This window comes from Blautia sp. TM10-2 (assembly GCF_003480845.1).
Classification (GTDB): domain Bacteria; phylum Bacillota; class Clostridia; order Lachnospirales; family Lachnospiraceae; genus Fusicatenibacter; species Fusicatenibacter saccharivorans.
On the sequence record NZ_QUJZ01000011.1, the window covers coordinates 14,461 to 39,365 of the forward strand.

The 24,905-nt window shown below is 48.8% G+C and carries 27 protein-coding genes; 25 read left to right on the forward strand and 2 right to left on the reverse strand.

Features of this window, described 5'->3' with window-relative positions; all coding sequences use genetic code 11:
• The first annotated feature begins 27 nt into the window (after positions 1 to 27).
• The 12 genes from DXD92_RS12020 (at position 28) to DXD92_RS12075 (ending at position 13,323) form a co-directional block, all read left to right on the forward strand.
• Positions 28 to 1,536 carry a bifunctional ADP-dependent NAD(P)H-hydrate dehydratase/NAD(P)H-hydrate epimerase gene (locus tag DXD92_RS12020; RefSeq protein ID WP_022462573.1) on the forward strand — a complete coding sequence of 503 codons (1,509 nt, stop codon included), beginning with the start codon at positions 28 to 30 and terminating at the stop codon, positions 1,534 to 1,536.
• 192 nt (positions 1,537 to 1,728) lie between these two features.
• Positions 1,729 to 2,076, forward strand: coding sequence for a type II toxin-antitoxin system PemK/MazF family toxin (locus tag DXD92_RS12025; RefSeq protein WP_022462572.1), 348 nt, complete (start codon positions 1,729 to 1,731; stop codon positions 2,074 to 2,076).
• 673 nt (positions 2,077 to 2,749) lie between these two features.
• The gene (locus DXD92_RS12030) at positions 2,750 to 3,499 is read left to right on the forward strand and encodes a transposase (protein ID WP_243037624.1); all 750 of its coding nucleotides are present in this window, start codon (positions 2,750 to 2,752) and stop codon (positions 3,497 to 3,499) included.
• Between the two features lie 286 nt (positions 3,500 to 3,785).
• Positions 3,786 to 4,514 carry a YebC/PmpR family DNA-binding transcriptional regulator gene (locus DXD92_RS12035; protein ID WP_022462571.1) on the forward strand — a complete coding sequence of 243 codons (729 nt, stop codon included), beginning with the start codon at positions 3,786 to 3,788 and terminating at the stop codon, positions 4,512 to 4,514.
• Between the two features lie 83 nt (positions 4,515 to 4,597).
• The gene (locus DXD92_RS12040) at positions 4,598 to 5,257 is read left to right on the forward strand and encodes a ClpP family protease (RefSeq protein ID WP_022462570.1); all 660 of its coding nucleotides are present in this window, start codon (positions 4,598 to 4,600) and stop codon (positions 5,255 to 5,257) included.
• Between the two features lie 121 nt (positions 5,258 to 5,378).
• Positions 5,379 to 6,245, forward strand: a complete 867-nt coding sequence (locus DXD92_RS12045; RefSeq protein WP_117801097.1) for an undecaprenyl-diphosphate phosphatase — start codon at positions 5,379 to 5,381, stop codon at positions 6,243 to 6,245.
• A gap of 24 nt (positions 6,246 to 6,269) precedes the next feature.
• Positions 6,270 to 8,810: an FtsK/SpoIIIE family DNA translocase gene (locus DXD92_RS12050; protein WP_117801099.1), complete on the forward strand. Its 2,541-nt coding sequence runs from the start codon at positions 6,270 to 6,272 to the stop codon at positions 8,808 to 8,810.
• Positions 8,811 to 8,933: 123 nt separating this feature from the next.
• Positions 8,934 to 9,821, forward strand: a complete 888-nt coding sequence (locus DXD92_RS12055; RefSeq protein WP_055217977.1) for a sulfide/dihydroorotate dehydrogenase-like FAD/NAD-binding protein — start codon at positions 8,934 to 8,936, stop codon at positions 9,819 to 9,821.
• Positions 9,821 to 11,215: an NADPH-dependent glutamate synthase gene (gene gltA / locus DXD92_RS12060; protein WP_022462566.1), complete on the forward strand. Its 1,395-nt coding sequence runs from the start codon at positions 9,821 to 9,823 to the stop codon at positions 11,213 to 11,215. Before DXD92_RS12055 ends, gltA begins: the two co-directional genes overlap by 1 nt.
• Positions 11,216 to 11,320: 105 nt before the next feature.
• Positions 11,321 to 11,800 carry a 23S rRNA (pseudouridine(1915)-N(3))-methyltransferase RlmH gene (rlmH, locus tag DXD92_RS12065; RefSeq protein WP_022462565.1) on the forward strand — a complete coding sequence of 160 codons (480 nt, stop codon included), beginning with the start codon at positions 11,321 to 11,323 and terminating at the stop codon, positions 11,798 to 11,800.
• Positions 11,801 to 11,826: 26 nt separating this feature from the next.
• The gene (locus DXD92_RS12070) at positions 11,827 to 12,324 is read left to right on the forward strand and encodes a pyridoxamine 5'-phosphate oxidase family protein (protein WP_118640594.1); all 498 of its coding nucleotides are present in this window, start codon (positions 11,827 to 11,829) and stop codon (positions 12,322 to 12,324) included.
• A 57-nt stretch (positions 12,325 to 12,381) separates the two neighbouring features.
• The gene (locus DXD92_RS12075; RefSeq protein WP_118640595.1) at positions 12,382 to 13,323 is read left to right on the forward strand and encodes a GTP-binding protein; all 942 of its coding nucleotides are present in this window, start codon (positions 12,382 to 12,384) and stop codon (positions 13,321 to 13,323) included.
• Positions 13,324 to 13,387: 64 nt separating this feature from the next.
• Here DXD92_RS12075 and DXD92_RS12080 read toward each other — a convergent pair whose 3' ends face one another.
• The gene (locus DXD92_RS12080) at positions 13,388 to 13,849 is read right to left on the reverse strand and encodes a hypothetical protein (protein WP_117508973.1); all 462 of its coding nucleotides are present in this window, start codon (positions 13,847 to 13,849) and stop codon (positions 13,388 to 13,390) included.
• A 160-nt stretch (positions 13,850 to 14,009) separates the two neighbouring features.
• Here DXD92_RS12080 and DXD92_RS12085 point away from each other — a divergent pair, with 160 nt between their 5' ends.
• Positions 14,010 to 14,705, forward strand: coding sequence for a DNA alkylation repair protein (locus DXD92_RS12085; protein ID WP_118640596.1), 696 nt, complete (start codon positions 14,010 to 14,012; stop codon positions 14,703 to 14,705).
• Positions 14,706 to 14,770: 65 nt separating this feature from the next.
• On the opposite strand, the gene DXD92_RS12090 is transcribed toward DXD92_RS12085, so the two are convergent.
• Positions 14,771 to 15,049, reverse strand: coding sequence for a type II toxin-antitoxin system HicB family antitoxin (locus tag DXD92_RS12090; RefSeq protein WP_055228190.1), 279 nt, complete (start codon positions 15,047 to 15,049; stop codon positions 14,771 to 14,773).
• A gap of 168 nt (positions 15,050 to 15,217) precedes the next feature.
• Here DXD92_RS12090 and DXD92_RS12095 point away from each other — a divergent pair, with 168 nt between their 5' ends.
• The 12 genes from DXD92_RS12095 to DXD92_RS12145 all read left to right on the forward strand — a co-directional run bounded on the left by DXD92_RS12095 (position 15,218) and on the right by DXD92_RS12145 (position 24,901).
• Positions 15,218 to 15,913 carry a YjjG family noncanonical pyrimidine nucleotidase gene (locus DXD92_RS12095; RefSeq protein ID WP_158564995.1) on the forward strand — a complete coding sequence of 232 codons (696 nt, stop codon included), beginning with the start codon at positions 15,218 to 15,220 and terminating at the stop codon, positions 15,911 to 15,913.
• A gap of 7 nt (positions 15,914 to 15,920) precedes the next feature.
• Positions 15,921 to 16,901: an alpha/beta fold hydrolase gene (locus tag DXD92_RS12100; protein WP_022462559.1), complete on the forward strand. Its 981-nt coding sequence runs from the start codon at positions 15,921 to 15,923 to the stop codon at positions 16,899 to 16,901.
• 21 nt (positions 16,902 to 16,922) lie between these two features.
• A complete protein-coding gene (locus tag DXD92_RS12105) occupies positions 16,923 to 17,462 on the forward strand; it encodes a DUF2284 domain-containing protein (protein WP_055217961.1) in 540 nt (179 codons plus the stop codon).
• 93 nt (positions 17,463 to 17,555) lie between these two features.
• A complete protein-coding gene (locus DXD92_RS19365) occupies positions 17,556 to 18,272 on the forward strand; it encodes a hypothetical protein (RefSeq protein WP_199696577.1) in 717 nt (238 codons plus the stop codon).
• A gap of 130 nt (positions 18,273 to 18,402) precedes the next feature.
• Positions 18,403 to 18,696, forward strand: coding sequence for a YabP/YqfC family sporulation protein (locus tag DXD92_RS12115; RefSeq protein ID WP_022462556.1), 294 nt, complete (start codon positions 18,403 to 18,405; stop codon positions 18,694 to 18,696).
• Positions 18,697 to 18,741: 45 nt separating this feature from the next.
• Positions 18,742 to 20,040: a sporulation protein YqfD gene (locus DXD92_RS12120; protein ID WP_158579801.1), complete on the forward strand. Its 1,299-nt coding sequence runs from the start codon at positions 18,742 to 18,744 to the stop codon at positions 20,038 to 20,040.
• Complete coding sequence (locus tag DXD92_RS12125) at positions 20,027 to 21,058, forward strand: PhoH family protein (RefSeq protein WP_022462554.1); 1,032 nt, start codon at positions 20,027 to 20,029, stop codon at positions 21,056 to 21,058. The genes DXD92_RS12120 and DXD92_RS12125 overlap by 14 nt, the downstream gene beginning before the upstream one ends.
• Entirely contained in the window at positions 21,055 to 21,558 is a 504-nt protein-coding gene (gene ybeY, locus DXD92_RS12130; protein ID WP_055228185.1) for an rRNA maturation RNase YbeY, read from the forward strand. Before DXD92_RS12125 ends, ybeY begins: the two co-directional genes overlap by 4 nt.
• A gap of 50 nt (positions 21,559 to 21,608) precedes the next feature.
• On the forward strand, positions 21,609 to 22,763 hold the full coding sequence (locus DXD92_RS12135) for a DUF3048 domain-containing protein (RefSeq protein ID WP_055217951.1): 1,155 nt from the start codon (positions 21,609 to 21,611) through the stop codon (positions 22,761 to 22,763).
• Positions 22,764 to 22,869: 106 nt separating this feature from the next.
• A complete protein-coding gene (locus tag DXD92_RS18755) occupies positions 22,870 to 23,088 on the forward strand; it encodes a DUF896 domain-containing protein (protein WP_055267865.1) in 219 nt (72 codons plus the stop codon).
• Entirely contained in the window at positions 23,066 to 23,614 is a 549-nt protein-coding gene (locus DXD92_RS12140) for a 5-formyltetrahydrofolate cyclo-ligase (protein WP_055228183.1), read from the forward strand. The genes DXD92_RS18755 and DXD92_RS12140 overlap by 23 nt, the downstream gene beginning before the upstream one ends.
• A 42-nt stretch (positions 23,615 to 23,656) precedes the next feature.
• Positions 23,657 to 24,901: a glutamate-5-semialdehyde dehydrogenase gene (locus DXD92_RS12145; RefSeq protein ID WP_416388257.1), complete on the forward strand. Its 1,245-nt coding sequence runs from the start codon at positions 23,657 to 23,659 to the stop codon at positions 24,899 to 24,901.
• Positions 24,902 to 24,905 lie beyond the last annotated feature (4 nt).

Below are 24,905 nucleotides of genomic sequence, written 5' to 3' on the forward strand. Positions count from 1 at the left end.
GATAAGGCAGGAAAAGGAGGAAAAGCGATGAAACGGATTCTTACAGCAGCACAGATGAAGCAGGCAGACCGCAATACGATCGAAACCATGGGGGTACCGTCCCTGGTACTGATGGAGCGCGCAGCGCTGTCCTGCGTGGAGGAGCTTCAAAATGGAACATGGGATACAGGAAAAGTCCTTGCTGTGTGCGGTCCCGGAAATAATGGAGGGGACGGTGCGGCAATTGCACGGATTTTAAAGACGAAAGGGGTGGATGCGGAACTGTTCTGTCTTGGAAATCCGGAAAAATACAGTGAAGGCATGAGAGCACAGAAGAAAATTGCGGAAAATTATGGGGTCCGTGAGGTTAAGAATCCGGATTTCCGGGAATATACTGTTATCATAGATGCCATCTTTGGAATTGGCGTATCCCGTCCGCTGGCAGGGGAGTACCGGAGGGCAGTGGAAGCAATCTGCGCAAGCGGTGTTCCTGTTCTTGCCGTGGACATCCCTTCGGGGATCCACACGGATACCGGAGAGGTCCTTGATGCGGCGGTGAAAGCCAGAGCCACGGTGACATTTGCCTGTGCAAAGCCAGGGCTTCTCTTTGATCCCGGAAAACGATATGCCGGAGAGGTCCTGGTCCGTGATATCGGAATCGGCTTTGATGCAGGAGAAGAGGAGACGCCCTGGTACGGTTCAGTGGAAAAAGAAGATCTGGACCGGTTTCTTACCCGCACGCCGATGGGAAATAAGGGAACCTTCGGAAAGGTGCTGGTACTTGCCGGTTCCGGTGCCATGTGCGGAGCCGCTGTTTTGTGTGCCAGGGCAGTCCTTGCATCCGGTGCCGGCATGGTAAAGGTTGTGACAGAGGAAAGAAACCGTACGCCGCTTTTCTGTGCCCTGCCGGAAGCAATGGCGGATTTCTGGAAGGAGGATGAGCCGCTTCCGGAAGAAGCCCTGCTGCAGGATCTCGCCTGGGCGGACGCTGTTGTTGCGGGACCGGGACTTTCCAAAAGCCGGACGGCAAAAGAACTGCTCGTTTTTACGGTGCAGCACACAGAAGTTCCTCTTGTTCTGGATGCAGATGCGCTGAACCTGATTGCAGAAGATGCAGAGATTCTTTCGGGCTGCCGGGCAGAAAAAATTTTAACGCCTCATGTAGGAGAGCTTGCACGGCTGCTGCACATGACCATTGCAGAATGCCAGCGTGACCCGGCAGGAAGCGCCGGAAGGGCAGCCGAAAAATACCAGGCCTGCTGTGTACGAAAGGATTCCGTAACCGTGACAGCAGAGGAAGGGCGTGAGCAGTATTACATAAACACAAGCGGAAGCAGTGCGCTTGCGACGGCGGGAAGCGGCGATGTGCTCGCGGGAATCACAGGCGCCTTTGCAGCAAAACGTCAGTGTGAAAAAAACGAGAAAAAAATCAGCCTTGCCAAAACAGCGGCACTGGCGGCATATGCGCATGGAAAGGCGGGAGAGGCTGCGGAAGAAAAAAGCAGTGCTTCCTATGTAACAGCATCCGAGATTATCAGAGGATTGCAGTCAATCTGAGCAAAGCAGATCAGAATCACGGGTTCCCAAAAGGACTCCGGGCGGACTTTTTTGAAGCGCCGGATGAAATTTGTGAATACCTCCGGAAAAACAGGCAATATTAAATACATGGAAACGATTTTAAAAGGCGTAAAACGCCGGATCGTTATCGTATGGGAAAGCAAAACGGAAAGAATCGGAGAGTGAGCACAAGTGGTAATCAAGCGTGGCGATGTATATTATGCCGACCTGCGGCCCGTTGTGGGAAGTGAGCAGGGCGGTGTCCGTCCGGTGCTGATCATTCAGAATGACATCGGCAACCGGCACAGTCCGACGGTGATCTGTGCGGCGATTACATCGAGGATGAATAAGGCGAAGCTGCCGACGCACATTGAGATCGAAGCGTCCGCCTATGGGATTGTACGGGATTCTGTTATTTTACTGGAACAGCTTCGGACGATCGATAAGAGAAGGCTGAAAGATAAAATCTGTCATCTGACGCCGGAACAGCTGGCCCTTGTGAACGAAGCACTGAAAATCAGCCTAGATCTGCCTACATAAGGGGTATTTTTGGCGCGCAGAGATTTCGCTTTTAGAAAATAATATTCCCGTTTTGCCGAGAGCGCATCCAGCAGAATGGGGAATTCCCTTATTGAAAGAAAAATTACTGTTTTTTCTGGATAAACAACCAAAAAGGACACCTTTTATTGTATAATTATGTTACCACAACATAAAAACGAAAGAAGGTGTCCTTAATGAAAAATTAGCATTGAAGAAACTGCTAACTTATATGAAAAGTGTATACAAAATTCCGCAAAAAATCAAGGGGTTATCGGATGAAAGAAAGAGAAAATCTATTCCGTTGTTTAACCTTGTTATGCCTGTATTGATTTTTCTGATACTGCAGTACGAAAGCTTTCATACTGTCTTTTCAGCGCCCGAAAGTATGGGTAGACGGCTGAAAAACTGTATCCGTGGAAAAATCCCAAAAGTCGATGCGGTCAGAGATCTTCTTTCACGAATAGATCCAAAAGAAATCGAGGAAATTCATGCTCAAACGGTTGATATTATAAAACGTAACCGTGTATTTCGGGAAGGAACCATAGGCGGCTATGTAGTAGCAGGCATAGATGGTGTGGAATTGTTCAGCAGTACAAAAAAATCCTGTCCAGAATGCCTGAGCAGGAAGAATGGGGCTGGTAAAACAGAATACTTTCATCGGAGTGTGGTATGTATGACAGTAGGAAAACCACCCTATGTAATCTTTGGACAGGAAATGCTGAAACCGGTGGATGGATCTGGAAAAGATGAAGGGGAACTGACAGGTGCAAAGAGACTTATTCGGCGTTTAAAGAAAAGGCATGGTCATTTTGCGGATGTAATTGTGGCAGATGCGCTGTACTTGAATGCGCCGTTTATCAATGCTTTGAAGGAATGCGGTATGGAAACCGTGATCCGGCTTAAAGATGAAAGAAGGCTTTTGTTTCAGGATGCGGAAAGTATGTTCCAGAGGGATGAGGGGAGAAAAAAGAGTTTTAACATAGGAAAAAAGAGGGTTGAAGTCTGGGATCTTTCCGGATTTGAGATAGCTGGCAGCCCGCATAAACTCCGTGTGGTCCGATATCGCGAAAAATGGGAAGAAAAAGGAAAGGAAAGCGAATGCTGGATGTGGCTTGTGACTACGCTGGAACATGCGGACTACCGAATCTTGTGGGAGATGATGAAGCGCAGATGGGATATTGAAGAGAATGGATTTCATCAGTTAAAAACGTATTATCACGCGAAGCACTGTTATTGTCACACAGCGACAGAAGTTATATTTAACCTGATGATCATAGGTTTCAACATGAGAGAACTGTATGTGTATCGACGGGTCCAAACGTTTGAAGGAAGCGGAATCAGCCGAAAGAGTGTAAGCCGAAAGTTCTGTGATGAACTGCTGATAGAAAAAGTAAAGGATATTTTGTATGAAAAAGGTGGATAGAATATGCTGTATAAAAGGAAAAAGAAATAGGTAAAACGGTTCCAAACAGAAAAGGGGGAATTTTGTGCATAATGGTTCTGTCTGTGAGGAAAAAAGGAAAAGTGAATACAGAAAAGGGGCTACTTATAAATATGCGTTGCTAAAAGCGAAATCTCTGTTTGGCGCGGTTCACGGTTGACGAATGAGAAAGATCGTGCTATATTCTATATTATATGGGCTTCTGCCGTTTTTCGGGGAAACCTTTTTACAGAAAAGTAATACTTTAAATAAAGGAGACAAAAGAGGTATGTCAGGACATTCAAAATTTGCCAATATTAAGCATAAGAAAGAAAAAAACGACGCAAAAAAAGGTAAAATCTTTACCATCATCGGCCGTGAGATCGTAATCGCTGTCAAAGAGGGCGGACCGGATCCGGCAAACAACAGCAAGCTGCGTGACGTTATCGCAAAAGCAAAAGCAAACAACATGCCGAACGATACCATCGACCGCGGTATTAAAAAAGCTGCCGGAGATGCAAACGCAGACAACTACGAGCGTATCACCTACGAAGGTTATGGCCCGAATGGTATCGCGATCATCGTAGAGACTCTGACCGACAACAAGAACCGTACCGCAGCAAACGTAAGAAGCGCTTTCACCAAAGGAAACGGAAGCGTTGGAACACCGGGATGCGTATCCTACATGTTCGACAAAAAAGGCCAGATCATCATCGACAAAGAAGAGTGCGAAATGGATGCTGACGATCTGATGATGCTTGCTCTGGATGCAGGCGCAGAAGACTTCGCAGACGAAGAGGACAGCTACGAAATCATCACCGATCCGGATGACTTCTCCGCAGTACGTGAGGCTCTGGAGAAAGACGGTATCGCCATGGCAGAGGCAGACGTTACCATGATCCCACAGACCTACGTAGAGCTGACCGATCCGCAGGCATTAAAAGACCTGAACCGTACCCTGGATCTGCTGGATGACGACGACGACGTACAGTACGTATATACCAACCTGGACGAGTAATTTCACTGGAAATTACATAGAATCATAAGAATCTGCGCATACTGATGAAGCTATTTTGGAATAGCAGAAAAGAGGAAATCCGTATGGCAGAATCACAGAAAAACCAGACAGAAAAAGAAAATATTGTAGAACTGAAGACCAACATTTATCTGCTGTCCATCATCGGCGAGGTGGAGGGGCATGAATCACTCGGCGAGCGCACGAAAGCGACGCGCTATGAGCACATTCTCCCTGCTCTTGCCCGTGCCGAGGAGGACAAAAGTATTGATGGTCTTCTGATTCTCCTGAATACCGTAGGCGGAGATGTGGAGGCCGGTCTTGCAATTGCAGAGATGATTGCGTCCATGCGAAAGCCTGCGGTATCGCTCGTTTTAGGGGGTGGTCATTCGATCGGTGTCCCGCTCGCCGTTGCAGCAGACTATTCGCTGATCGTGCCGAGTGCCACCATGGTCATTCACCCGGTGCGTACAAACGGCATGTTCATCGGTGTTGCACAGACGTACCGTAATATGGAAAAGACGCAGGATCGGATCACAGGTTTTGTATCGGCCCATTCTAAAATCACCAAGGAACGGCTCGAGGAGCTGATGCTCGATACGAAAATGCTGGTCAAGGATGTCGGAACAATGCTGGACGGCCCGCAGGCAGTGGAAGAAGGCCTGATCGACGAGGTCGGCGGCATTGCCCGCGCGCTCGAAAAGCTGAATGAGCTGATGAAAAAGGCAGCAGGGACAGAAAATTGACTTCACGGCGCGGCTTGTGTTTCAGGGGATTTTGTGTTAGAATGAGTTCGCTGTGAAAATTCGAACGGAAGTTTTGGCCGGACTTTCACAAAAGAGAAAAATAAGGGAACAGGATAAAAAAATGACAGTAATAGAAGCTTTATTTCTGGGCCTGATCCAGGGAATCACGGAATTCCTGCCGATCAGCAGCTCCGCACATCTGATTATCTTCCGTCACTTTATGAAGATCGAAGATACGCAGACGGTGTTTTTCAATGTGCTTTTGCACTTTGGCTCCATGATTGCAATTCTGCTCACATTTTCGAAGGAATGGAAACGTCTCTTCCTCGCGTTGTGCGGAATCATAATCGATCTGTTTCATAATTTAAAAGAACACTTTTCCAGTCAGCATCAGGAGGGAAAGCAGTACCGGAAGGTGCTCGGCAGCAACTACCGTATGCTTGCTTTCCTGCTGATTCTGACCACCATCCCGACTGCTGTAATCGGCGGCATGATTCAGAGCCTTGTCACACTGACCTCCTCGAATCTGCTGGCACCTGGCGTTGGTCTGTATCTGACGGCGATTCTGCTTGTGGTGGCAGATATGCTTCCGGAGGGAGAAAAAACGCAGAAAAATTTAAAGCCGAAAGATGCACTGATTGCCGGATTCTTCCAAGGCTTTTCCACGATTCCGGGTCTTTCCCGTCTTGGTTCGACTATTTCTGCGTGTGTGATCGGCGGCATGACCCGTTCGTACGCTGTGAAATACTCTCTGATTGTGAGTGTTCCGGCGATTATCGGGGCAACGATCGTTGAACTTGCGACCATGGGAAAAAATAAAATTGTTTTTCATCCGGTATATCTGGTCGGCGTTTTCATGGCGGCACTTGCCGGTTACTTTACGATCCGCATTCTGATGCGTATGGTGAAAAAACGGAAACTGAAATATTTTGCTTTGTACTGTCTTCTTGTCGGGACATTCTCCATTGCAGGATATTTTCTGCTGTAATACGAGAAAGGGGAGAAGTTCTGCATGGCAAATACAACAAAGGGAAGCGGGAAGACAAAGAAAAAAACTTCTGCTTCCGGAACAGCAAAAAAGAAACAGACCCAAACAACGGCCAGAAAAACAACGGCGAAAAAGAGCAGTACCGCAAAACGTACCTCCGGCACAAGGAAAAACACAGTCCGTGAGCCGATGGACGAGGGAGTGCGCGCAGAAATTATTCTGCTTTCCGTGCTTGCTGTTTCGATTCTGCTGATGCTCAGTAATTTCGGTATGGGCGGCGTGATCGGACAGGCTGTCTGCGACTTCTTTTTCGGCCTTTTCGGCGTGACAGAGTGGGCAGCACCGGTTCTGATCTTCTTTGGAACAGCATTTTACATAGCAAACAGACAGAACTTTTTAATTGTGCGGAAAACCGGGGGAGCGATCAGCTGCTTCGTCTTTTTCTGCGCTTTTATGCAGCTTCTGGCGTCCGGCTATACGAGAGATACGACATTTCTGGATTACTATTTTGACAGCGCCTACGATCATCTCGGCGGAGGAATCTTAGGAGGGTCTGTCGTGAAAATTCTCGGCATGGGATTCGGCCAGATCGGCGCGTGGGTGATTATTGTGATCGCCATCGTGATTTCCGTGATCGTGATGACGCAGAAGCCGATTCTCGCGCCGATCCATGAAAAGACGAATGACCACCGCCGGATGGCGGAGGAGCGCCGCCAGGAGCGTCTGGCGCGCCAAGCTGCGATGGAGGAAGAGGAAGGAAAAGAGCTGATTCTTGAGCCAGTGGAGGAACCGAAAAAAGCCGGGAAGAAAAAGAAATCCCGCCTTCTTTCTCATGTGGAATCGAAGGCTGATTTAAACGAAAACGACGATACCCATCAGATGGAGATGCCGGAGCTTTCGATTCACCGTGGTTCTGTGCCGGCTGAAGAGCCGGAAAAGACAGAACCGGAGATGACACGGCAAGCTGCAGAAGAGGCGAAAAAAGAGAAAACGTCTGCGGATCATACGAGAAATCCGCGGTCTTCCTGTGAAGAGATCGAGGCGGATATAGACGGCATTCGTCAGGAAATCGGGAAAAAAGCAGAGGAAAAGCGGCCGGAGTACAAAACACCGCCGATGAATCTACTGAAAAAAGGGACGCGCGGTGCCATGGGCGATTCCGATGCGCATCTGCGGGAAGTAGCGCGGAAACTGGAGGAGACGCTGGACAGCTTCGGTGTCAAAGTTACAGTCAATAACGTAAGCTGCGGACCGACCGTCACACGGTATGAGCTGATGCCGGAACAGGGCGTGAAAGTAAGCCGGATTGTCGGATTGACCGACGATATCAAGCTGAGTCTTGCAGCAGCAGATGTCCGCATTGAGGCACCGATCCCGGGAAAATCCGCAGTCGGAATCGAGGTTCCAAATAAGACGAACACGGCCGTGATGCTGCGTGATCTTCTTGAAACACCGGAGTTTAAGAACTTTTCTTCGAATCTGGCCTTTGCTGTCGGAAAAGACATCTCCGGTCAGCCGGTCATCGCAGATATCGCGAAAATGCCTCATCTTCTGATCGCCGGTGCGACCGGTTCCGGTAAATCGGTCTGCATCAACACACTGATTATGAGTATTATTTATAAGGCAAAACCGGAAGACGTCAAACTGATCATGATCGACCCGAAGGTCGTTGAGCTTTCTGTTTATAACGGCATTCCGCACCTTTTTATTCCTGTTGTCACAGACCCGAAAAAGGCTTCCGGAGCTCTGAACTGGGCGGTTGCGGAGATGACAGACCGTTATAACAAATTTGCGGAATTCAACGTGCGCGATATGAAAGGCTACAATGCAAAAGTTGCCGAGCTGCCGCCGGATGAAAACGGCAAAAAACCGGAAAAACTGCCGCAGATCGTCATTATCGTGGATGAGCTTGCCGACCTGATGATGGTTGCGCCGGGAGAAGTGGAGGATGCGATCTGCCGTCTGGCACAGCTTGCCCGTGCGGCCGGCATCCATCTGATTATTGCAACACAGAGACCTTCCGTCAATGTCATCACTGGTCTTATCAAGGCAAATATGCCGTCCCGTATTGCATTCTCGGTTTCTTCCAGCGTAGATTCCCGTACGATCCTCGACATGGGAGGTGCGGAAAAACTGCTTGGAAAAGGCGATATGCTCTACAAGCCGCAGGATTACCAGAAACCGGCCCGTCTGCAGGGATCCTTTGTTTCGGATAAAGAGGTCAGCGATGTCGTTGCCTACTTAAAAGATCACTACGGCGAGAACGCTTATGATCCGGATATCGAAAAACGGATTCACACCGTAAGCCTGGATGGCGGTTCTGCCGCAGGCGGCGGAGATAACCGCGATAATTACTTCGTGGAAGCCGGAAAATTTATCATCGAAAAAGATAAGGCATCGATCGGCATGCTCCAGAGAGTGCTGAAAATCGGTTTCAACCGCGCGGCCAGAATCATGGACCAGCTCGCGGATGCCGGTGTCGTAGGACCGGAGGAAGGAACTAAGCCGAGAAAAGTTCTGATGTCCATGGAACAGTTCGAAAATTATCTGGAGGAACACGGATGATGGGAAAAGATGTTGTCCGTTGTTTACAAATAACCGGAAACGTGATAAAGTATTAACATAAAATGCGCGAAAATCCAAGTCGTGCTTTTGTTAAAATATTTCTAACAAGATTAGGAGGATATTATGTACAAGATTCAAGAAGCGGAAATGCTCGCGAATAACATCTACCGTATGGTAGTAGAAGCACCGCGAGTAGCACAGCACTGCCTCCCTGGACAGTTTGTTATTGTCAAGGCAGATGAAGAAGGAGAAAGAATTCCTCTGACCATTTGTGATTACGATAGAGAAGCAGGAACTATCACCATCGTATTCATGCCGATCGGAGAATCTACCAAAAAAATGAAAGATCTCAAAGCGGGAGATGCTTTCATGGATTTCGTAGGACCTCTGGGGCAGCCGTCCGAGTTCTGCAGCGAAGATATCGAAGAACTGAAGAAAAAACGGATCGTATTCGTAGCCGGCGGTGTTGGAACTGCACCGGTTTACCCGCAGTTAAAATGGCTGCATGAGCATGGAATCACTGCTGACGCCATTGTCGGAGCAAAGACAAAAGATCTCGTTATTCTCGAGAAAGAAATGTCTGCTGTCAGCAATCTGTACATAACCACAGACGATGGTTCTTACGTAAGAAAAGGTATGGGTACCGATGTACTCCGCGACCTTGTACAGAACCAGGGCAAACAGTATGATGTCTGTGTTGCCATCGGACCGATGATCATGATGAAATTCGTATGTCTTCTGACAAAAGAACTGAACATCCCGACCGTTGTCAGCATGAACCCGATCATGGTAGACGGAACCGGTATGTGCGGTGCCTGTCGTCTGATGGTAGGTAATGAAGTAAAATTTGCCTGCGTAGACGGACCGGAGTTTGACGGTCATCTGGTAGACTTCGACCTGGCTATGAAACGTCAGCAGATGTATAAGACAGAAGAGGGAAGAGCTCTCTTAAGATACCAGGAAGGCGCAACCCATCACGGTGGATGCGGCCAGTGCGGAGGTGACAAATAATGGCAAAGGGATTAAACAGAGTACCGGTACGTGAGCAGGAGCCGAAGGTACGTGCCACAAATTTTGACGAGGTATGTCTTGGATACAACAAAGACGAAGCAGTAGAAGAAGCACAGCGCTGCCTGGGCTGTAAAAATGCAAAATGTATCACAGGATGCCCGGTTAATATCAACATTCCGGCATTCATTGCACAGGTAAAAGAAGGAAACTTCGAGGAAGCATACAAAATTATCGGTGAGTCCAGTGCACTCCCGGCAGTCTGCGGCCGTGTATGTCCGCAGGAGAGCCAGTGCGAGGGCAAATGTGTCCGCGGAATCAAAGGCGACGCTGTTTCCATCGGTAAACTGGAGCGTTTCGTTGCTGACTGGGCAAAAGAAAACGGTATCAAACCGGTTCCGGCAGCAGAGAAAAACGGCCACAAGATCGCGGTTATCGGTTCCGGCCCTGCAGGTCTTACCTGCGCAGGAGACCTTGCAAAACTTGGCTACGATGTAACCATCTTCGAGGCACTTCACAAAGCCGGCGGTGTATTAAGCTACGGTATTCCGGAGTTCCGTCTTCCGAAAGACAAAGTAGTTGCCGCTGAAATCGAGAACGTAAAATCTCTCGGTGTTAAAATTGAGACCAACGTTATCATCGGAAAATCCGTTACCATCGACGAGCTGTTAAAAGACGAAGGATTTGAAGCAGTCTTCATCGGTTCCGGTGCAGGCCTTCCGATGTTCATGGGAATCCCGGGTGAGAACGCAAACGGCGTATTCTCCGCAAACGAGTTCCTGACCAGAAACAACCTGATGAAAGCATTCCGCGATGATTACGATACCCCGATCGCACACGGCAAGAAAGTTGCTGTAGTCGGCGGCGGCAACGTAGCTATGGACGCTGCAAGAACCGCACTTCGTCTCGGCGCAGAGGTACACGTTATTTACCGTCGTTCTGAGGCAGAGCTTCCGGCCCGTGCAGAGGAAGTTCATCATGCAAAAGAGGAAGGTATCATCTTCGACCTTCTGACCAACCCGGTAGAAATTCTGACCGACGACAAAGACTGGGTAACCGGTATCCGCTGCATCCGTATGGAACTTGGCGAGCCGGACGCTTCCGGAAGAAGAAGACCGGTTGAGATTCCAGGATCTGAGTTCGAAATTGAAGTAGACGAAGTTATCATGTCTCTTGGTACTTCCCCGAACCCGCTGATTTCTTCCACCACCTACGGTCTGGATGTCAACAGAAGAAAATGTATCGTAGCTGAGGAAGAAACCGGAAAGACCAGCAAAGAGGGCGTTTACGCCGGCGGTGACGCTGTAACAGGTGCAGCAACCGTTATCCTCGCTATGGGTGCCGGAAAAGCCGGAGCTAAAGGAATTGATGAGTATATCAAAAGCAAAAATGCATAAGGCATTGCTTTTCTAAACTAAAAGCCATATAGACGCGGACAAAAAGTGATCTATATGGCTTTTGGTGTTTTTGACAGATATCCGAAAGGGTTTTAAGATTACAGAATGAAAATTACGATATTAACAGTAGGAAAAATCAAAGAAAAATATCTACGGGATGCGATCGCCGAGTATTCCAAGCGCCTCAGCCGCTATGCAAAGCTGGAAATTATCGAGGTGGCGGATGAAAAAACGCCGGACAACGCGAGTGAAACCGTAGAGACGAATATCAAAAATAAAGAAGCAGAGCGCCTTCTCAAATATATCCGGGATGACGCTTATCTGATTACATTGGAAATTAAGGGAAAACAGCTCACATCCGAGGAGCTGGCCCAGAAAATAGATACGCTCGGCGTGCAGGGAACGAGCCATATTATTTTTGTGATCGGTGGTTCCTTAGGGCTTGGCGAGGAAGTTCTGAAGCGTTCGAACTATGCGCTCAGTTTTTCGAAAATGACATTTCCGCATCAGTTGATGCGGGTTATTCTGCTGGAACAGATTTACCGGAGCTACCGCATTAACTGCGGGGAGCCATATCATAAATAGCTGCGAATAAGAGAGGTGTGATTGCGATGCGTGAAATGCGTTTAAAAAAGCGGGAGATTACAGATCCTGAAATTTTAAGAGAAATTCTGGAAAGCTGCGAGGTTGTGCGGATCGGGGCGATGGATGAGGAAGGCATGTTTATCGTGCCGATGAATTATGGATATGATGTCCGGGAAGAAGATGGAACTCTTCACGTCTGTCTGTACCTGCATGGGGCAAAAGAAGGGCGGAAGGCGGCTGCATTTGCAGCGGATCCGCGCGTAGCGGTGGAGATGGATTACAACCATGAAGTGATTACAGGTGACTATACGTGTGCGTATTCCTATGCGTACCGCAGTATCATGGGAAACGGAACCATCACGGAGGTGACAGATCCGGAGGCAAAGAAGAAAGGCCTGGGAAAAATCATGGCGCATATCGCACCAGAGGCGAAGATCGCTTTTCTACCAGAGATGGTGGAGCGCGTTGCCGTATGGCGCATAGACATCGATACATTTACCGGCAAAGAGCGCAGACGAAAATAGAGTGTTCGAAGCTCCGCAGGCTGCAGACGGAAAAAGACAGCAGAAAGGACAGCAGAAATGATTAAAATTGATCTGATTACAGGCTTCCTTGGCTCAGGGAAGACGACTTTTTTGAAACAGTACGCAAAGTATCTGATGGCACAGGGAAAGAACATCGGCATCCTGGAGAATGATTTTGGGGCAGTCAATGTGGATATGCTGCTTCTGCAGGAACTGCGCGGCGATCAGTGCGAGCTGGAGATGATTTCCGGCGGATGCGACAAAGAGACACACCGCAGACGGTTCCGCACGAAACTGATCTCGATGGGCATGAGCGGCTACGACCGCATTCTCGTGGAACCGTCGGGGATTTACGATGTGGATGAGTTCTTTGACACGCTGTACGACGAGCCGCTGAACCGCTGGTATGAGGCGGGAAGCGTCATCACGATTCTGGATGCCGGGCTCGATGAGAAGCTGTCGGAGGAAGAAGAGTATCTGCTGGCTTCCGAGGCGGCGAACGCTGGTAAAATCGTGCTGAGCAAAGTACAGAATGTTTCGGAGGAAAAGAAAGAAGAAACGATTGCCCATCTGAACCGCACGCTCGAGCAGGCAGGCTGCAGAAGACAGTTTTCTGATGCAGAAATTTTACAGAAAAACTGGGATGATCTGACAGAGGATGATTTCAAAATGCTCTCCGAATGCAGTTACCGTTCGGAGGATTACCGGAAGCTGGATTTCGGCGAGCAGCAGACATTTGATTCGCTCTGCTTTCTGGAGCCGAAGATTACGGAAGAAGCGCTGAAAAAGGCAGCAGAAGCAATCTTTGCGGATCCATCATGCGGCAATGTATTCCGGATCAAAGGAATTGTAAAGACGGGCGAAACTGTGTGGAGCGAAATCAATGCGACGCGGGAACAGATGACATTCCAGGCAGTGCCGGAGAGCCAGGAAGTGCTGATTGTAATCGGCGCGGGGCTTTCGAAAGAGCGGATTAGTGGAATTCTCGGAATTGAGTAAAAAATGGAGCATGACGGAAAGGGGTATTTTCTATCATGCTCCTGCTGGTTGGGCTAAATAGCAGTTACTGTGAAATGCACTGCCGTTCTGACAGTGTGGGGAACGGAATGATTTTGGAATTCCGTGCATCATCCGGTGTACAAAGAGCAGTCAACGGCTGCGGCTGATTTTCCATGGTCTGGAAGGAGAGAATGCCATCTTTCCATAAAACGACATCATCCGGTGAATGGACGGCAAAATAGCGGTGCAGCACATCGAAAAGAGAGGATGGAACTGCCGCAAGATCGTGCTCGGGATCGCTGGAATATAGAAAGATCCGGCTTCCCGGAAAACGACGGGAATGGATACCGGCAGAGGGAGCGGTAAAATCCGGGTTTTCGGTAAAATATAAGGATCTTTCTGCGGGTCCGGAAAACGGAATAGACAGCGTTGTGGAAACAACTGGCGCTTCTTCTGCAAGGGCTGGCTGCTTCTGAAATTTGCACAGGAATGGAATATTTTGAAAAAATGTATATTTCTTTCTCATAAGACTCACCTTTCAGCCGGAAAAGATCTGGCATTTGGCAGGGTGGATGTTATCGTTTACTTTAATTTTATCTTATCAGAAGTGCAGAAATAACAGGGTTAAACATTTGTAAAAAGCGTGTAAAACATCTTAAAGAGAAAGAAAAGAGAGGGGGAATCATATGGAACAGGAAGTAATGCAGGCCATTCGGGCAGAACTGGAAAGCAATATAGATGCAAAATACCGGGAATTTCACAGCTCTCTTGTTCCGGGACAGAACTGTCGGATTCTTGGTGTCCGCATTCCGGTTTCGCGACGGATTGCAAAAGCGACAGCAAGAGACCACTATGAAGTTTATACCGAACAGTTTAATCCGGAAGTCTACGAGGAGCTTCTGATCCGCGGAATGATGATCGGCTACGGAAAGCTGACCCGTGAAGAACAGACGGCAGAACTGGACCGCTTCGTGCCGATGATCAACAGCTGGGGAATCTGTGACAGCTCCTGTGCAACGTGCCATTTTATGAAGAAAGACCAGGAGTATTGGTATGGATATCTGCAGAAATGGCTGAAAAGCAGCCGGGAATATGAAATCCGGTTTGGTGTTGTGTGTCTGCTGGACTTTTTTATCAACGAAGCGTATATCAATGCTGTGCTGGAGGAGATGAAAAAGATTCATCACGATGGCTATTACGTAAAAATGGCCGTCGCCTGGGCAGTATCGATCTGTTATATTCATTTTCCGGAAAAAACACAGAAACTGCTGAAAGAAAACAGTCTCGATGACTGGACACATAACAAAACAATTCAGAAAATCAGAGAGTCGCTGCGGATCAGCAAAGAAGAAAAAGAGATGCTGAAAACCTGGAAGAGATAAAAAGAAAACCGTATCGCCGCGTTTCGAATATCGCAGCAATACGGTTTTCTTTCTCTTTTTTGAACTTATTCGTCCCATCCCTCAAAAAGCCGGATGTTGACGGCAATATTTCTTGCAATTTCACCTTCGCTTTTCCCGAGATCTGCCACATCCGATACCGGCGGAAAATCAGGTTCTTCTTCCGTCAGTTCCAGAGAGATCCAGTCATAGGCGGAGTGAATGGCATCTTCCAGCGCCTCGTCGAGGGTATCCCCTTTTGCATAGCAGCAGGCGAGATCTGGAAAATAACCTTCGTAGGTTCCCTGTTCGGTTTTATGAAAAACGGCTGGATAAGTAAATTTCATAGTGTTTCTTCCTTCTTCCTTTTCTTTTTCACGGAAATTCTTTTTTATCGTAGCACTTTTTCTCAAAAGATACAATGCCTAAAATACAATTGATCGTATTTGTAATCTATGCTAGAATGAAAAACAGATAATTGGAAAATACAAATGAAACCAAGGGAGGATTTCTCTTTGATAAAAGTAATTTTGTGGGACATCGACGGAACACTTCTGAATTTTAAGATGTCGGAACGATATGCAATTGAGTACTGTTTCAACAAGTTTCATATGGGAACCTGCACGGACGAAATGCTGCAGCGCTACAGCGTGATCAACCGCGGTTACTGGGAGCGGCTGGAGACGGGAGAACTTACGAGAGAACAGGTGATGCTTGGACGGTTCCATGAATTTTTTGAATCGGAAGGACTGCCGACGGATCAGGTAAAAGTATTCAATGATGAATATCAGATCCGCCTCGGCGATAAGGCTTTCTTCTGCGATCACGGAGATGAACTGGTAAAACGGCTGAAAGCTACCGTAAAACAGTATGCAGTAACAAATGGAACCACTGTTGCACAGGAGCGTAAACTCCGCTTTTCCGGGCTTGATCAGCTTCTGGACGGCGTTTTTATCTCGGAACAGGTCGGTGTGGACAAGCCGCAGAAGGCTTTTTTTGATGCGGTATGGAACGAAATCGGAAGTTATGCACCGGATGAGGTTGTGATCGTCGGCGACTCCCTCACAAGTGATATCCGCGGCGGAAAAAATGCAGGAATCCTGACCTGCTGGTACAACCCGGATCATCTTCCGAACAAAATTGAAGTTACACCGGACTGTACCATCGACAATCTTCAGGATATCCTTTCGTATCTGGATGAAAGCAGGTGATTTGCTAATGAGAACACGCGTATTACAGGAAAAAAATTACGCGGAGCGGATGCAGAATGGTGTGGAGCCGTACCTCGCCGCTCATGCAGAAGAATTTTACTGGGAAAGGGAGAGCGGTCATCCGATTCATGTTCTTCGTTACCGCGCATTCCGCCCGAGAGGTGTTGTTGTAATCTCACACGGTTTTACGGAAAATGCAGAGAAATATAAAGAGATCGTGTATTATTTTATCAAAGAGCATTTTCATGTTTATCTGCCGGAACACTGCGGCCACGGAAAGAGCTACCGTCTGGTGGAGGATCCGTCGCTTGTTTATGTCGATTCCTACCATCGTTATGTAGAAGATCTGCTCTTTGTTGCACGAAAAGCAAAAGCAGAGGCATGCGGTCTTCCGCTCGTTCTCTATTCTCACTCGATGGGCGGAGGAATCGCAGCAGCAGCGGCCGCCAAAGCGCCGCATCTGTTCCGGAAAGTGGTTTTGAGTTCGCCGATGATCCGTCCGCTGACCGGAAAAGTGCCGTTCGCCGATGCAAAACGGATCGCAGCTTTTGCCTGTGCCACAGAACGAGGCACACAGTATGTGGTAGGACAGAAACCATACCAGGGAATCGAAAGCTTTAAACAAAGTTCGTCCCTCTCCCGTCCGCGCTTTCTCTATTACCAGCAGAAGCGGGAAAAAGAGCCGCTGTATCACCTAAATGCCGCTTCTTACGGATGGCTCCATGCCGCCGCACATCTGTACCGCGATCTGATGCGGAGCGGATGGAAACGGATCGAGGCTCCTGTCCTTTTATTTCAGGCGGAGAACGATCATCTTGTGTCCAACCGTGCCCAGGAGCGGATGATCCGGAAAATGGCAGAACGCCGTCCCGGCATGGCAAAAATGGTAAAAGTACCGGGCGCAAAGCATGAATTGTTTGGAACCAGAGGGCGCATGCTCCAGACGTACTGGAATATGGTATTTGCTTTTCTGGAAAAAGATCTGTAACAAAAGAGAAGGGATGACAAAATGACACAGACAGAAATCGAAGAATATATTACCCAGTTTCCTATCTATCAGTATGCATTTGTAAAACCGGAGGACATCGAATTCAATGACCGGGTCCGCCAGATCTGCAAAAAGGAGTGCTCCCGCTACGGAGCCTCCTGGTCCTGCCCGCCGGCGGTAGGCACTGTTGAAGTCTGTAAGGAGCGTTGCATGAACTACGATCACGTTCTGTTCTTCTCCAGCATCGCAGAAGTGGACAACATCATGGATATGGATGAGACATTAAAAACAAAATCGGAGCACGAAAAAATCACACGCGAAATCGAGCAGCATTTAAAAGACAAAACCCTGCTCACCTTCGCCCTTTCCTCCGATTCCTGCCAGCTCTGCGATAAATGTACCTACCCGAGAGGCGGCTGCCGCCATCTTGAACTGATGCATCCATGCATCGAGAGCCACGGCATCGTTGTTGCAAACCTGATTGAAAAAAACATGATGGATTATTACCTCGGCGAGCATATGGTCATATGGTTCAGCATGATTTTCTATAAAGAATCGTAATCTGTGATGTAATTTTCCATTCTTTCAAACGTATTTACAGTAGAGGATTTCGCTGTAAGAAATTCAGAAAATACACAAGAGGGGGAATGAAATATGCTGAGAAAGGCAGGAAATTTTCTCAGGTATCTGTTCGGTATTCTGATGATGCTGGCGGGAGCCGGTTACTGGAAAGAGGAGAAGGCATATGCATTGTCACTGCTGCTGCTTGGAATCTTTTTGCTTCCGGTTACCTGGAATACGATAAAGAAACGGTTTCATGTGGCGAAAGCACTTCCTGTGCTGCTTCCTGTGCTGCTGCTGGTTTCCGCCTGTGCGCTGACACCTGTGACGTACAGCAGTAAGGAAACACAGAAGGCATCTGCAGAGTCTGTTTCCGTCAGCGTTACGGCAGCGCCGACGAAAAAAGCGACGCCGACCCCGACTGAAACATCAACACCAACGCCGACAGCAACACCGACCGAAACACCAACGCTGACCGCTACCCCGACTCCGACTGCTACCCCAACTCCAACGGCTGACCCGACCGAGACGCCGACACCTGAGCCAACCATAGAAGCTGCGGCGGAAGAAACCGTCGAAACGCAGGCAGCGGAAGAATCACAGCTGGCAGTGACTGCCGAAGAACCGCAGGTAACGGAAGCACCGCAGGAATCGGATCCGTATGGAGGACAGCTCGTGTGGATTTCAGAGACCGGATCGAAGTACCATAACAAAAATAACTGCGGCAGAATGAATCCGGATCGGGCATATCAGATGACGAGAGAAAATGCAGAAGCCCAGGGGTATGAACCCTGCAAAAAATGTTTTTAAAAAAGAGAAATGAAACCCCGCAGCCTGATCGGGCAGGAAACCCCAGCGGCTGTGGGGTATTTTTGTGCTTTTTTCTGCATAAAATAGCGATAGAACAAAAAGCAGACCCGCAAAGCGGAGGAGGTTTTGGATGCGAAAAAAGAAAAAGCAGAAAAAATCACTCCATCCGCCGGGCGGGGAGCTGCTTTCGGCGATGCAGGTTCCGTCAGATCTTGCTTTTGGCGAGCCGGTTGTGACGTTTTACGGCGGGAGAGAAGTGCAGATTGAAAATTACCGCAGGATTCTGGAATATAATGCGTGCCGCCTCTGTGTGCTTACACAATACGGCAGGCTGCTCCTTGTGGGAGAGGGAATCCGGATTGTTTCGTATTCCGGGGAGGAGATGCGGGTGGAAGGGAGAATCGATCAGGTGACGTTTCAATAAGTGTAATGATTCCAATCATTCCAATGCTGAAAAGGGGGTGTGCGTTTGCAGAGGGGAAAGGTTTTCTGGAAAGGCAATGTGCGGATTCGTGTGACGGGCCGTGAACCGGAGCGTTTTTTCAATCTGTGCGGGCACCATAACATCACACTGTGGGACGTGACAGAACATCAGGACTGCTTTGAGATGAGCCTTCTGCCGGAAGATTTCTTCCGTCTCCTGCCGATCCGCCGCAAGAGCGGTGTGCGCATCCGAATACAGAAAAAACAGGGACTGCCTTTCTTTTACCGGCGAAGTTTAAAAAGAAAGGCGTTTTTTATTGGCATTTTTCTCTGTCTGGCGGGACTTTATATACTGTCGCAGTTTATCTGGAATATTCATGTGGAAGGAAACTACGCGAACAGTACGCAGACGATTTTAAACAGCCTGGATGCGGCCGGGATTCATCATGGAATCTGGAAAAAACGAGTGGACTGCAGCAAAACCGCATCGTATCTGCGGGAGCAGTTTCCCAATCTGACCTGGGTGTCCGCAAAAATAGAAGGGACGCAGCTTGTCCTTGCGGTAAAAGAAAACGTAGACGGCTATGTGATCGAAGAAAAAGCAGATGATCCGCAGAATCTTGTGGCGAAAAAAGAAGGGACGGTCGTGCGCATTATCACACGGAACGGCATTCCGCAGGTGCTCCCAGGCGATACGTGCCAGGCAGGTGATATTCTCGTAAAGGGCGAGATTCCGCTTGTGAATGACAGCGGGGAGACGTACGGCTATTCTTATGTCCACGCAGATGCGGATATCGATCTCGAGACGACGTGGTACTATTATGATACCTTTCCGCTTTCCCATACGGTACGGACATATCAGAAAGCAGAGAAAAAAACGCCGGTATTCCAGATTTCTGCTTACCGATTTTTCCTTGGAAATCTGCTGCCGGAGAATTTTGTGGCGAGTTTGCGGAGCATGACCGGAACGGCGGATCAGAAAACAGAGAAAAGGGAAAATGGAGCAGACGAGGAAGTGTCCCTTCAGCAGCTTTATCTGACAGAAAACTTTGCCCTTCCGTTTTATTTCGGCTACCGTCAGAAATTTCCTTTTGAAGTTCAGAAAGAAACTTACTCAGAACACGAGGCAAAAGAAAAAGCCTCGCAGAATTATCAGAAATTCCACAGAAATTTATCAGAAAAAGGACTTCAAATATCGGAAAATCATGTTACAATAGAACTTAACGATACGTCATGTATCACAAAAGGGACACTTCGTGTGATAGAACGGGCCGTAGAAGCACAGCCCTGCGAAATGCAGAAGGTGTCGGATGGAAAGGAATCAATGGTAGATGAACAGCAATAACAACATGATAGAACTGCAGATGGAACTGCCCATCGAACATGAAAAGAAAGTATTCGGCCAGTTTGATGAACACATCAAAATCCTGGAGAGATCCCTGGCGGTTACGCTGATCTCCCGGGACGGCGTTTTAAAAATTGTAGGCCCGGCATCGAATGCAGCGCGCGCAAAGGAATGTCTGACACAGCTTCTGGAGCTTTCACGCCGCGGAAACGATATCACGACACAGAACGTCAATTATGCAATTTCACTTGTTATGGAGGACAGCGGAAGCAGCCTTGCGGAAATCGACAGCGACTGCATCTGCCACACCGTTGCAGGCCGTCCGGTCAAACCGAAAACACTCGGTCAGAAAGCGTACGTGGATGCGATCCGGGAAAAGATGATCGTCTTCGGCGTCGGCCCTGCCGGAACCGGAAAAACGTACCTTGCGATGGCGATGGCGATCACGGCATTCCGAAACGATGAGGTAGGCCGTATTATCCTGACGCGTCCGGCGATTGAGGCGGGTGAAAAACTCGGTTTCCTGCCTGGCGACCTGCAGAGTAAAATTGACCCGTATCTGCGGCCGCTCTACGACGCGCTGTATCAGATCATGGGAGCAGAGAGCTTCCAGAAAAACATGGAAAAAGGCCTGATTGAGGTTGCGCCGCTCGCGTACATGCGAGGCCGTACGCTCGACAATGCGTTTATTATCCTTGATGAGGCACAGAATACGACACCGGCGCAGATGAAGATGTTCCTGACCCGTATCGGTTTCGGTTCCAAAGTCATTGTAACCGGAGATGCCTCTCAGAAGGACCTTCCTTCCGGTACACGCTCCGGCCTTGATGTGGCAATGCAGGTACTGAAAAAAGTAGACGGAATTTCCTTCTGCGAGCTGACGAGCAAGGACGTTGTCCGTCATCCGCTGGTGCAGAAGATTGTACAGGCTTACGATGAATATGAAAAGAAAGCAAAGCCGGAAAATCACAGCGGCAGAGCAAAAAGTACGACGAGAAAACGGAGGGAAAATAAATGACACTGACGTTTGAAAATGAACAGGATTTTGACCTTGGATTTGATCCGGAAGAGGTTGCAGCAGCGGTAATCAATGGTGTGCTGGATCAGGAAGCGTGCCCGTATGAGGCAGAAGTAGAACTGATTCTGACTGATCCGGAAAATATCCGCACCATGAACCGGGAACACAGAAACATTGACCGGGAGACAGACGTGCTTTCTTTCCCGATGGTAGATTATCCTTCTCCGGCTTCGTTCGATTTTCTGGAGACGGAAGAGGGAGATGACTGTTTTAACCCGGACAGCGGTGAGCTGATGCTGGGTGATATTGTGATTTCTGTTGCGCGCGCAAGAGCGCAGGCGGAGGAATACGGTCATTCTTTAAGACGCGAATTTGCTTTTCTTGTTGCACACAGTATGCTGCATCTTCTGGGTTATGATCATATGACACCGGAGGAAGCAGCCGTGATGGAGGCAAAGCAGGAAGAGGTGCTGCAGCGTCTCGGTATCACAAGAGACTGATTGAAAGAAGAAAAGGAGGGGTCTTTATCAAAAAGAGAGGGTTTTACACATTGGGGATTGCTCTGCTGGGAAGCATGATGCTGTTCGGATGCCGGAAAATTGGGGAAACGGCACCGGAAACTGCATCGGCAGGAACTTCTTATGTCTCAGAAGAGACAGCAGGGGAAAGCAAGACAGAAACGAAAGCTACGGAACCACCGGCCCCGACCGAAGATCCGGCACCGGAACCGCTGGTTCCGGAAGCGATTGAGCCGACACCCGCGGAGGATGCGCTGCCGGAAGGTATGGTGAAAAGTTATCTGACAGGAGAACCTGTCGCCGAAGTACAGGGAAGAAGGCGCCCGGTGGCGGTTATGCTGAGTAATATCATCAGCGCCTGCCCGCAGAGCGGTATCAGCCGTGCGGGAGTGATCTATGAAGCGCCGGTCGAAGGCGGCATTACGCGCCTGATGGGGCTGTTTGAAAACTATGATGATCTCGAAAAGATCGGATCGGTGCGGAGCTGCCGTGAATATTATGTGTATCTGGCGGCTGGTTTTGATGCCCTGTATTATCATTACGGACAGGCGGCGTATGCGATTCCGCTGCTCGAATCGGATCACATAGACAATGTGAATGGCATGGAGTATTCGGAACAGGTGTATTACCGGACGTCGGATCGTCCGTCGCCGCACAATGCGTATTTGGATGCGGCCGGGATTGCAGCGGGAATCGATCTCTGCGGCTACCGGACATCTTACAAAGACGGTTATGACGGATTTTTCCAGTTTGCATCCGAGACAGAACCGGAAACGCTGGAACAGGGACGAAATGCCGCCTATGTGGCACCGGGCGGATATTTCCACAACAATCCGTGGTTTTCGTACGATGAGGCGAGCGGCACGTATTTGCGTTATCAGTTCGGGGAACCGCAGATCGATGAGATGACACAGGAACAGCTTGCGGTGAAGAACATTATCGTGCAGTACTGTTCCTGGAAAAAGTATGATGACAATGCGGAATATCTCGATATCGATGTGGTAAACGGCGGAACGGGAACGTATATCACAAGCGGAAAGGCCATCGACGTGACATGGAGCAAGGATGATCCGTGGGGCGTCACAAAATACCGGGATGGGAATGGCGATGAGATTAAGTTGAATCCTGGAAAAACATGGGTTCTGATTGTACTGGATAATTATACAGACGAGACTGAAATCCGGTGATTGAAAACCGGATTTCAGATTTTTCGCGGATCTGCTGGACAGATACCGTGTTTTGCGGTAAGATAAAGAGAAAATTCCGGTAATTTAAAGGAGCGAAATACAGAAAATGGAAATTAATATACAGAGAATTAACGAACTTGCCCGCAAGGCGAAAGCAGAGGGGCTGACGCCGGCGGAGAAAGAAGAGCAGCAGAAGCTGCGGAGAGAATATATTGCAGCCGTGAAAATGAACCTCCGTACCCAGCTCGACAATATTGATGTGCAGGAGAAAGACGGAACAATCGTAAATCTGGGGGAGCGCTATGGAAGCAAAAGGAAACATTAGAAAAGAAGTTTTTGCCCGAAGAAGAGCAGCCACACAGGAAGAAATTCAGGAAAAGAGCCGTATGATTTATGAAAAAATCACGGCTCTGCCGGAGTTTCTGGATGCGGACTGCTTTTTTGCGTATATGGACTTCAAAAAAGAAGTCATGACACGGGATCTGATCGAGAAGGCCCTGCAAATGGGAAAGACGGTCGCTGTGCCGCGCGTGGAAGGCGATGATATGGTTTATTATGAGATCAAAGATTTCTCCACGCTGAAATCCGGCTATTTTGGCATTATGGAGCCGGACGGCGGAAAGGTCTGCACGCGGGAAGAGGGCTTTCTGCTGGTACCCGGTGTGGCCTTTGATCCGGCGCGCCACAGAGTAGGATATGGAAAAGGATTTTATGACCGCTTTCTTGCCGCACATCCAGGGTTTACAACGGTTGCAGCGGCGTTTGAGTTTCAGCTGTTTGATGCGGTGCCGTTTGAAGAGACGGATGTTCTGCCGCAGATGCTGGTGACAGAGCAGAAGATTTACCGTTAGCAGCCAATCACGATAAGACAACACGAGGAGGAGACGAATATGATAAGTCTGGAAGAAATCGGAACAAGAGCCCGTGGGGCGGAACCTGTGCTTCGCATCATGGGGACAGAGACGAAAAACCGTGTGCTGAAAAAAGCAGCGGAAAATCTTGTGGCGGATGCCGATGCGATTATCGCGGCAAATGCGCTGGATATGGAGCATGGAAGAGAAAAAGGAATGTCCAAAGGTCTTCTGGATCGGCTGTTTCTGGATCAGAGTCGCATCGAGGCGATGGCGGAAGGTCTCTGTCAGGTATCCGAGCTGGACGATCCGATCGGGGAAGTTCTCGGTATGAAAAAACGGCCGAACGGTCTTCTGATCGGGCAGAAACGTGTTCCGCTTGGTGTTGTCGGAATCATCTATGAAGCACGTCCGAATGTAACAGCGGATGCGTTTGCACTCTGCTTTAAGACGGGAAATGTCGTGATTTTGAAGGGCGGAAGTGATGCGATCCACTCAAATATGGCGATTGTTGCCTCACTGCGGAAAACACTGAAGGAGGAGCAGGTGCCGGAGGATGCGCTGCTTCTGATCGAAGATACTTCACGTGAGACAACGGCACAGTTTATGAAGATGAACCGCTATGTCGATGTTCTGATTCCGCGCGGCGGTGCCGGACTGATCCGTGCTGTCGTGGAAAACAGCACGATTCCTGTCATTGAGACGGGAACCGGAAACTGTCATATCTACGTGGATGAAACAGCCGATCTTTCCATGGCAGTGGATATTATTCTGAATGCAAAGACACAGCGTGTCGGCGTCTGCAATGCGTGTGAATCCATCGTAGTGCATGAAAACGTGCGTGAAAAACTGCTGCCGGTTCTCGCAGAACGATTGAAAGAGAAACAGGTGGAGATGCGCGCAGACGAGAAGGCAAGAGAATACATGCCGGGAGCAGAAGCAGCGACAGAAGAGGACTGGGGAAAAGAGTATCTCGACTATATCGTATCCATTAAAACGGTTTCCTCTATCGACGAAGCGATCGCGCACATCAACCGCTACAACACAAAACACTCCGAGGCGATCATCACCAACGACTACACCCACGCCCAGAAATTCCTGGACGAAATCGACGCAGCGGTGGTCTACGTCAACGCCTCCACCCGCTTCACCGACGGCTTCGAATTCGGCTACGGTGCCGAAATCGGAATCAGCACCCAAAAACTCCACGCCAGAGGCCCGATGGGACTGCTGGCGCTGACCTCGATTAAATTTGTGGTATATGGGAATGGACAGGTACGGTCATAGAAAG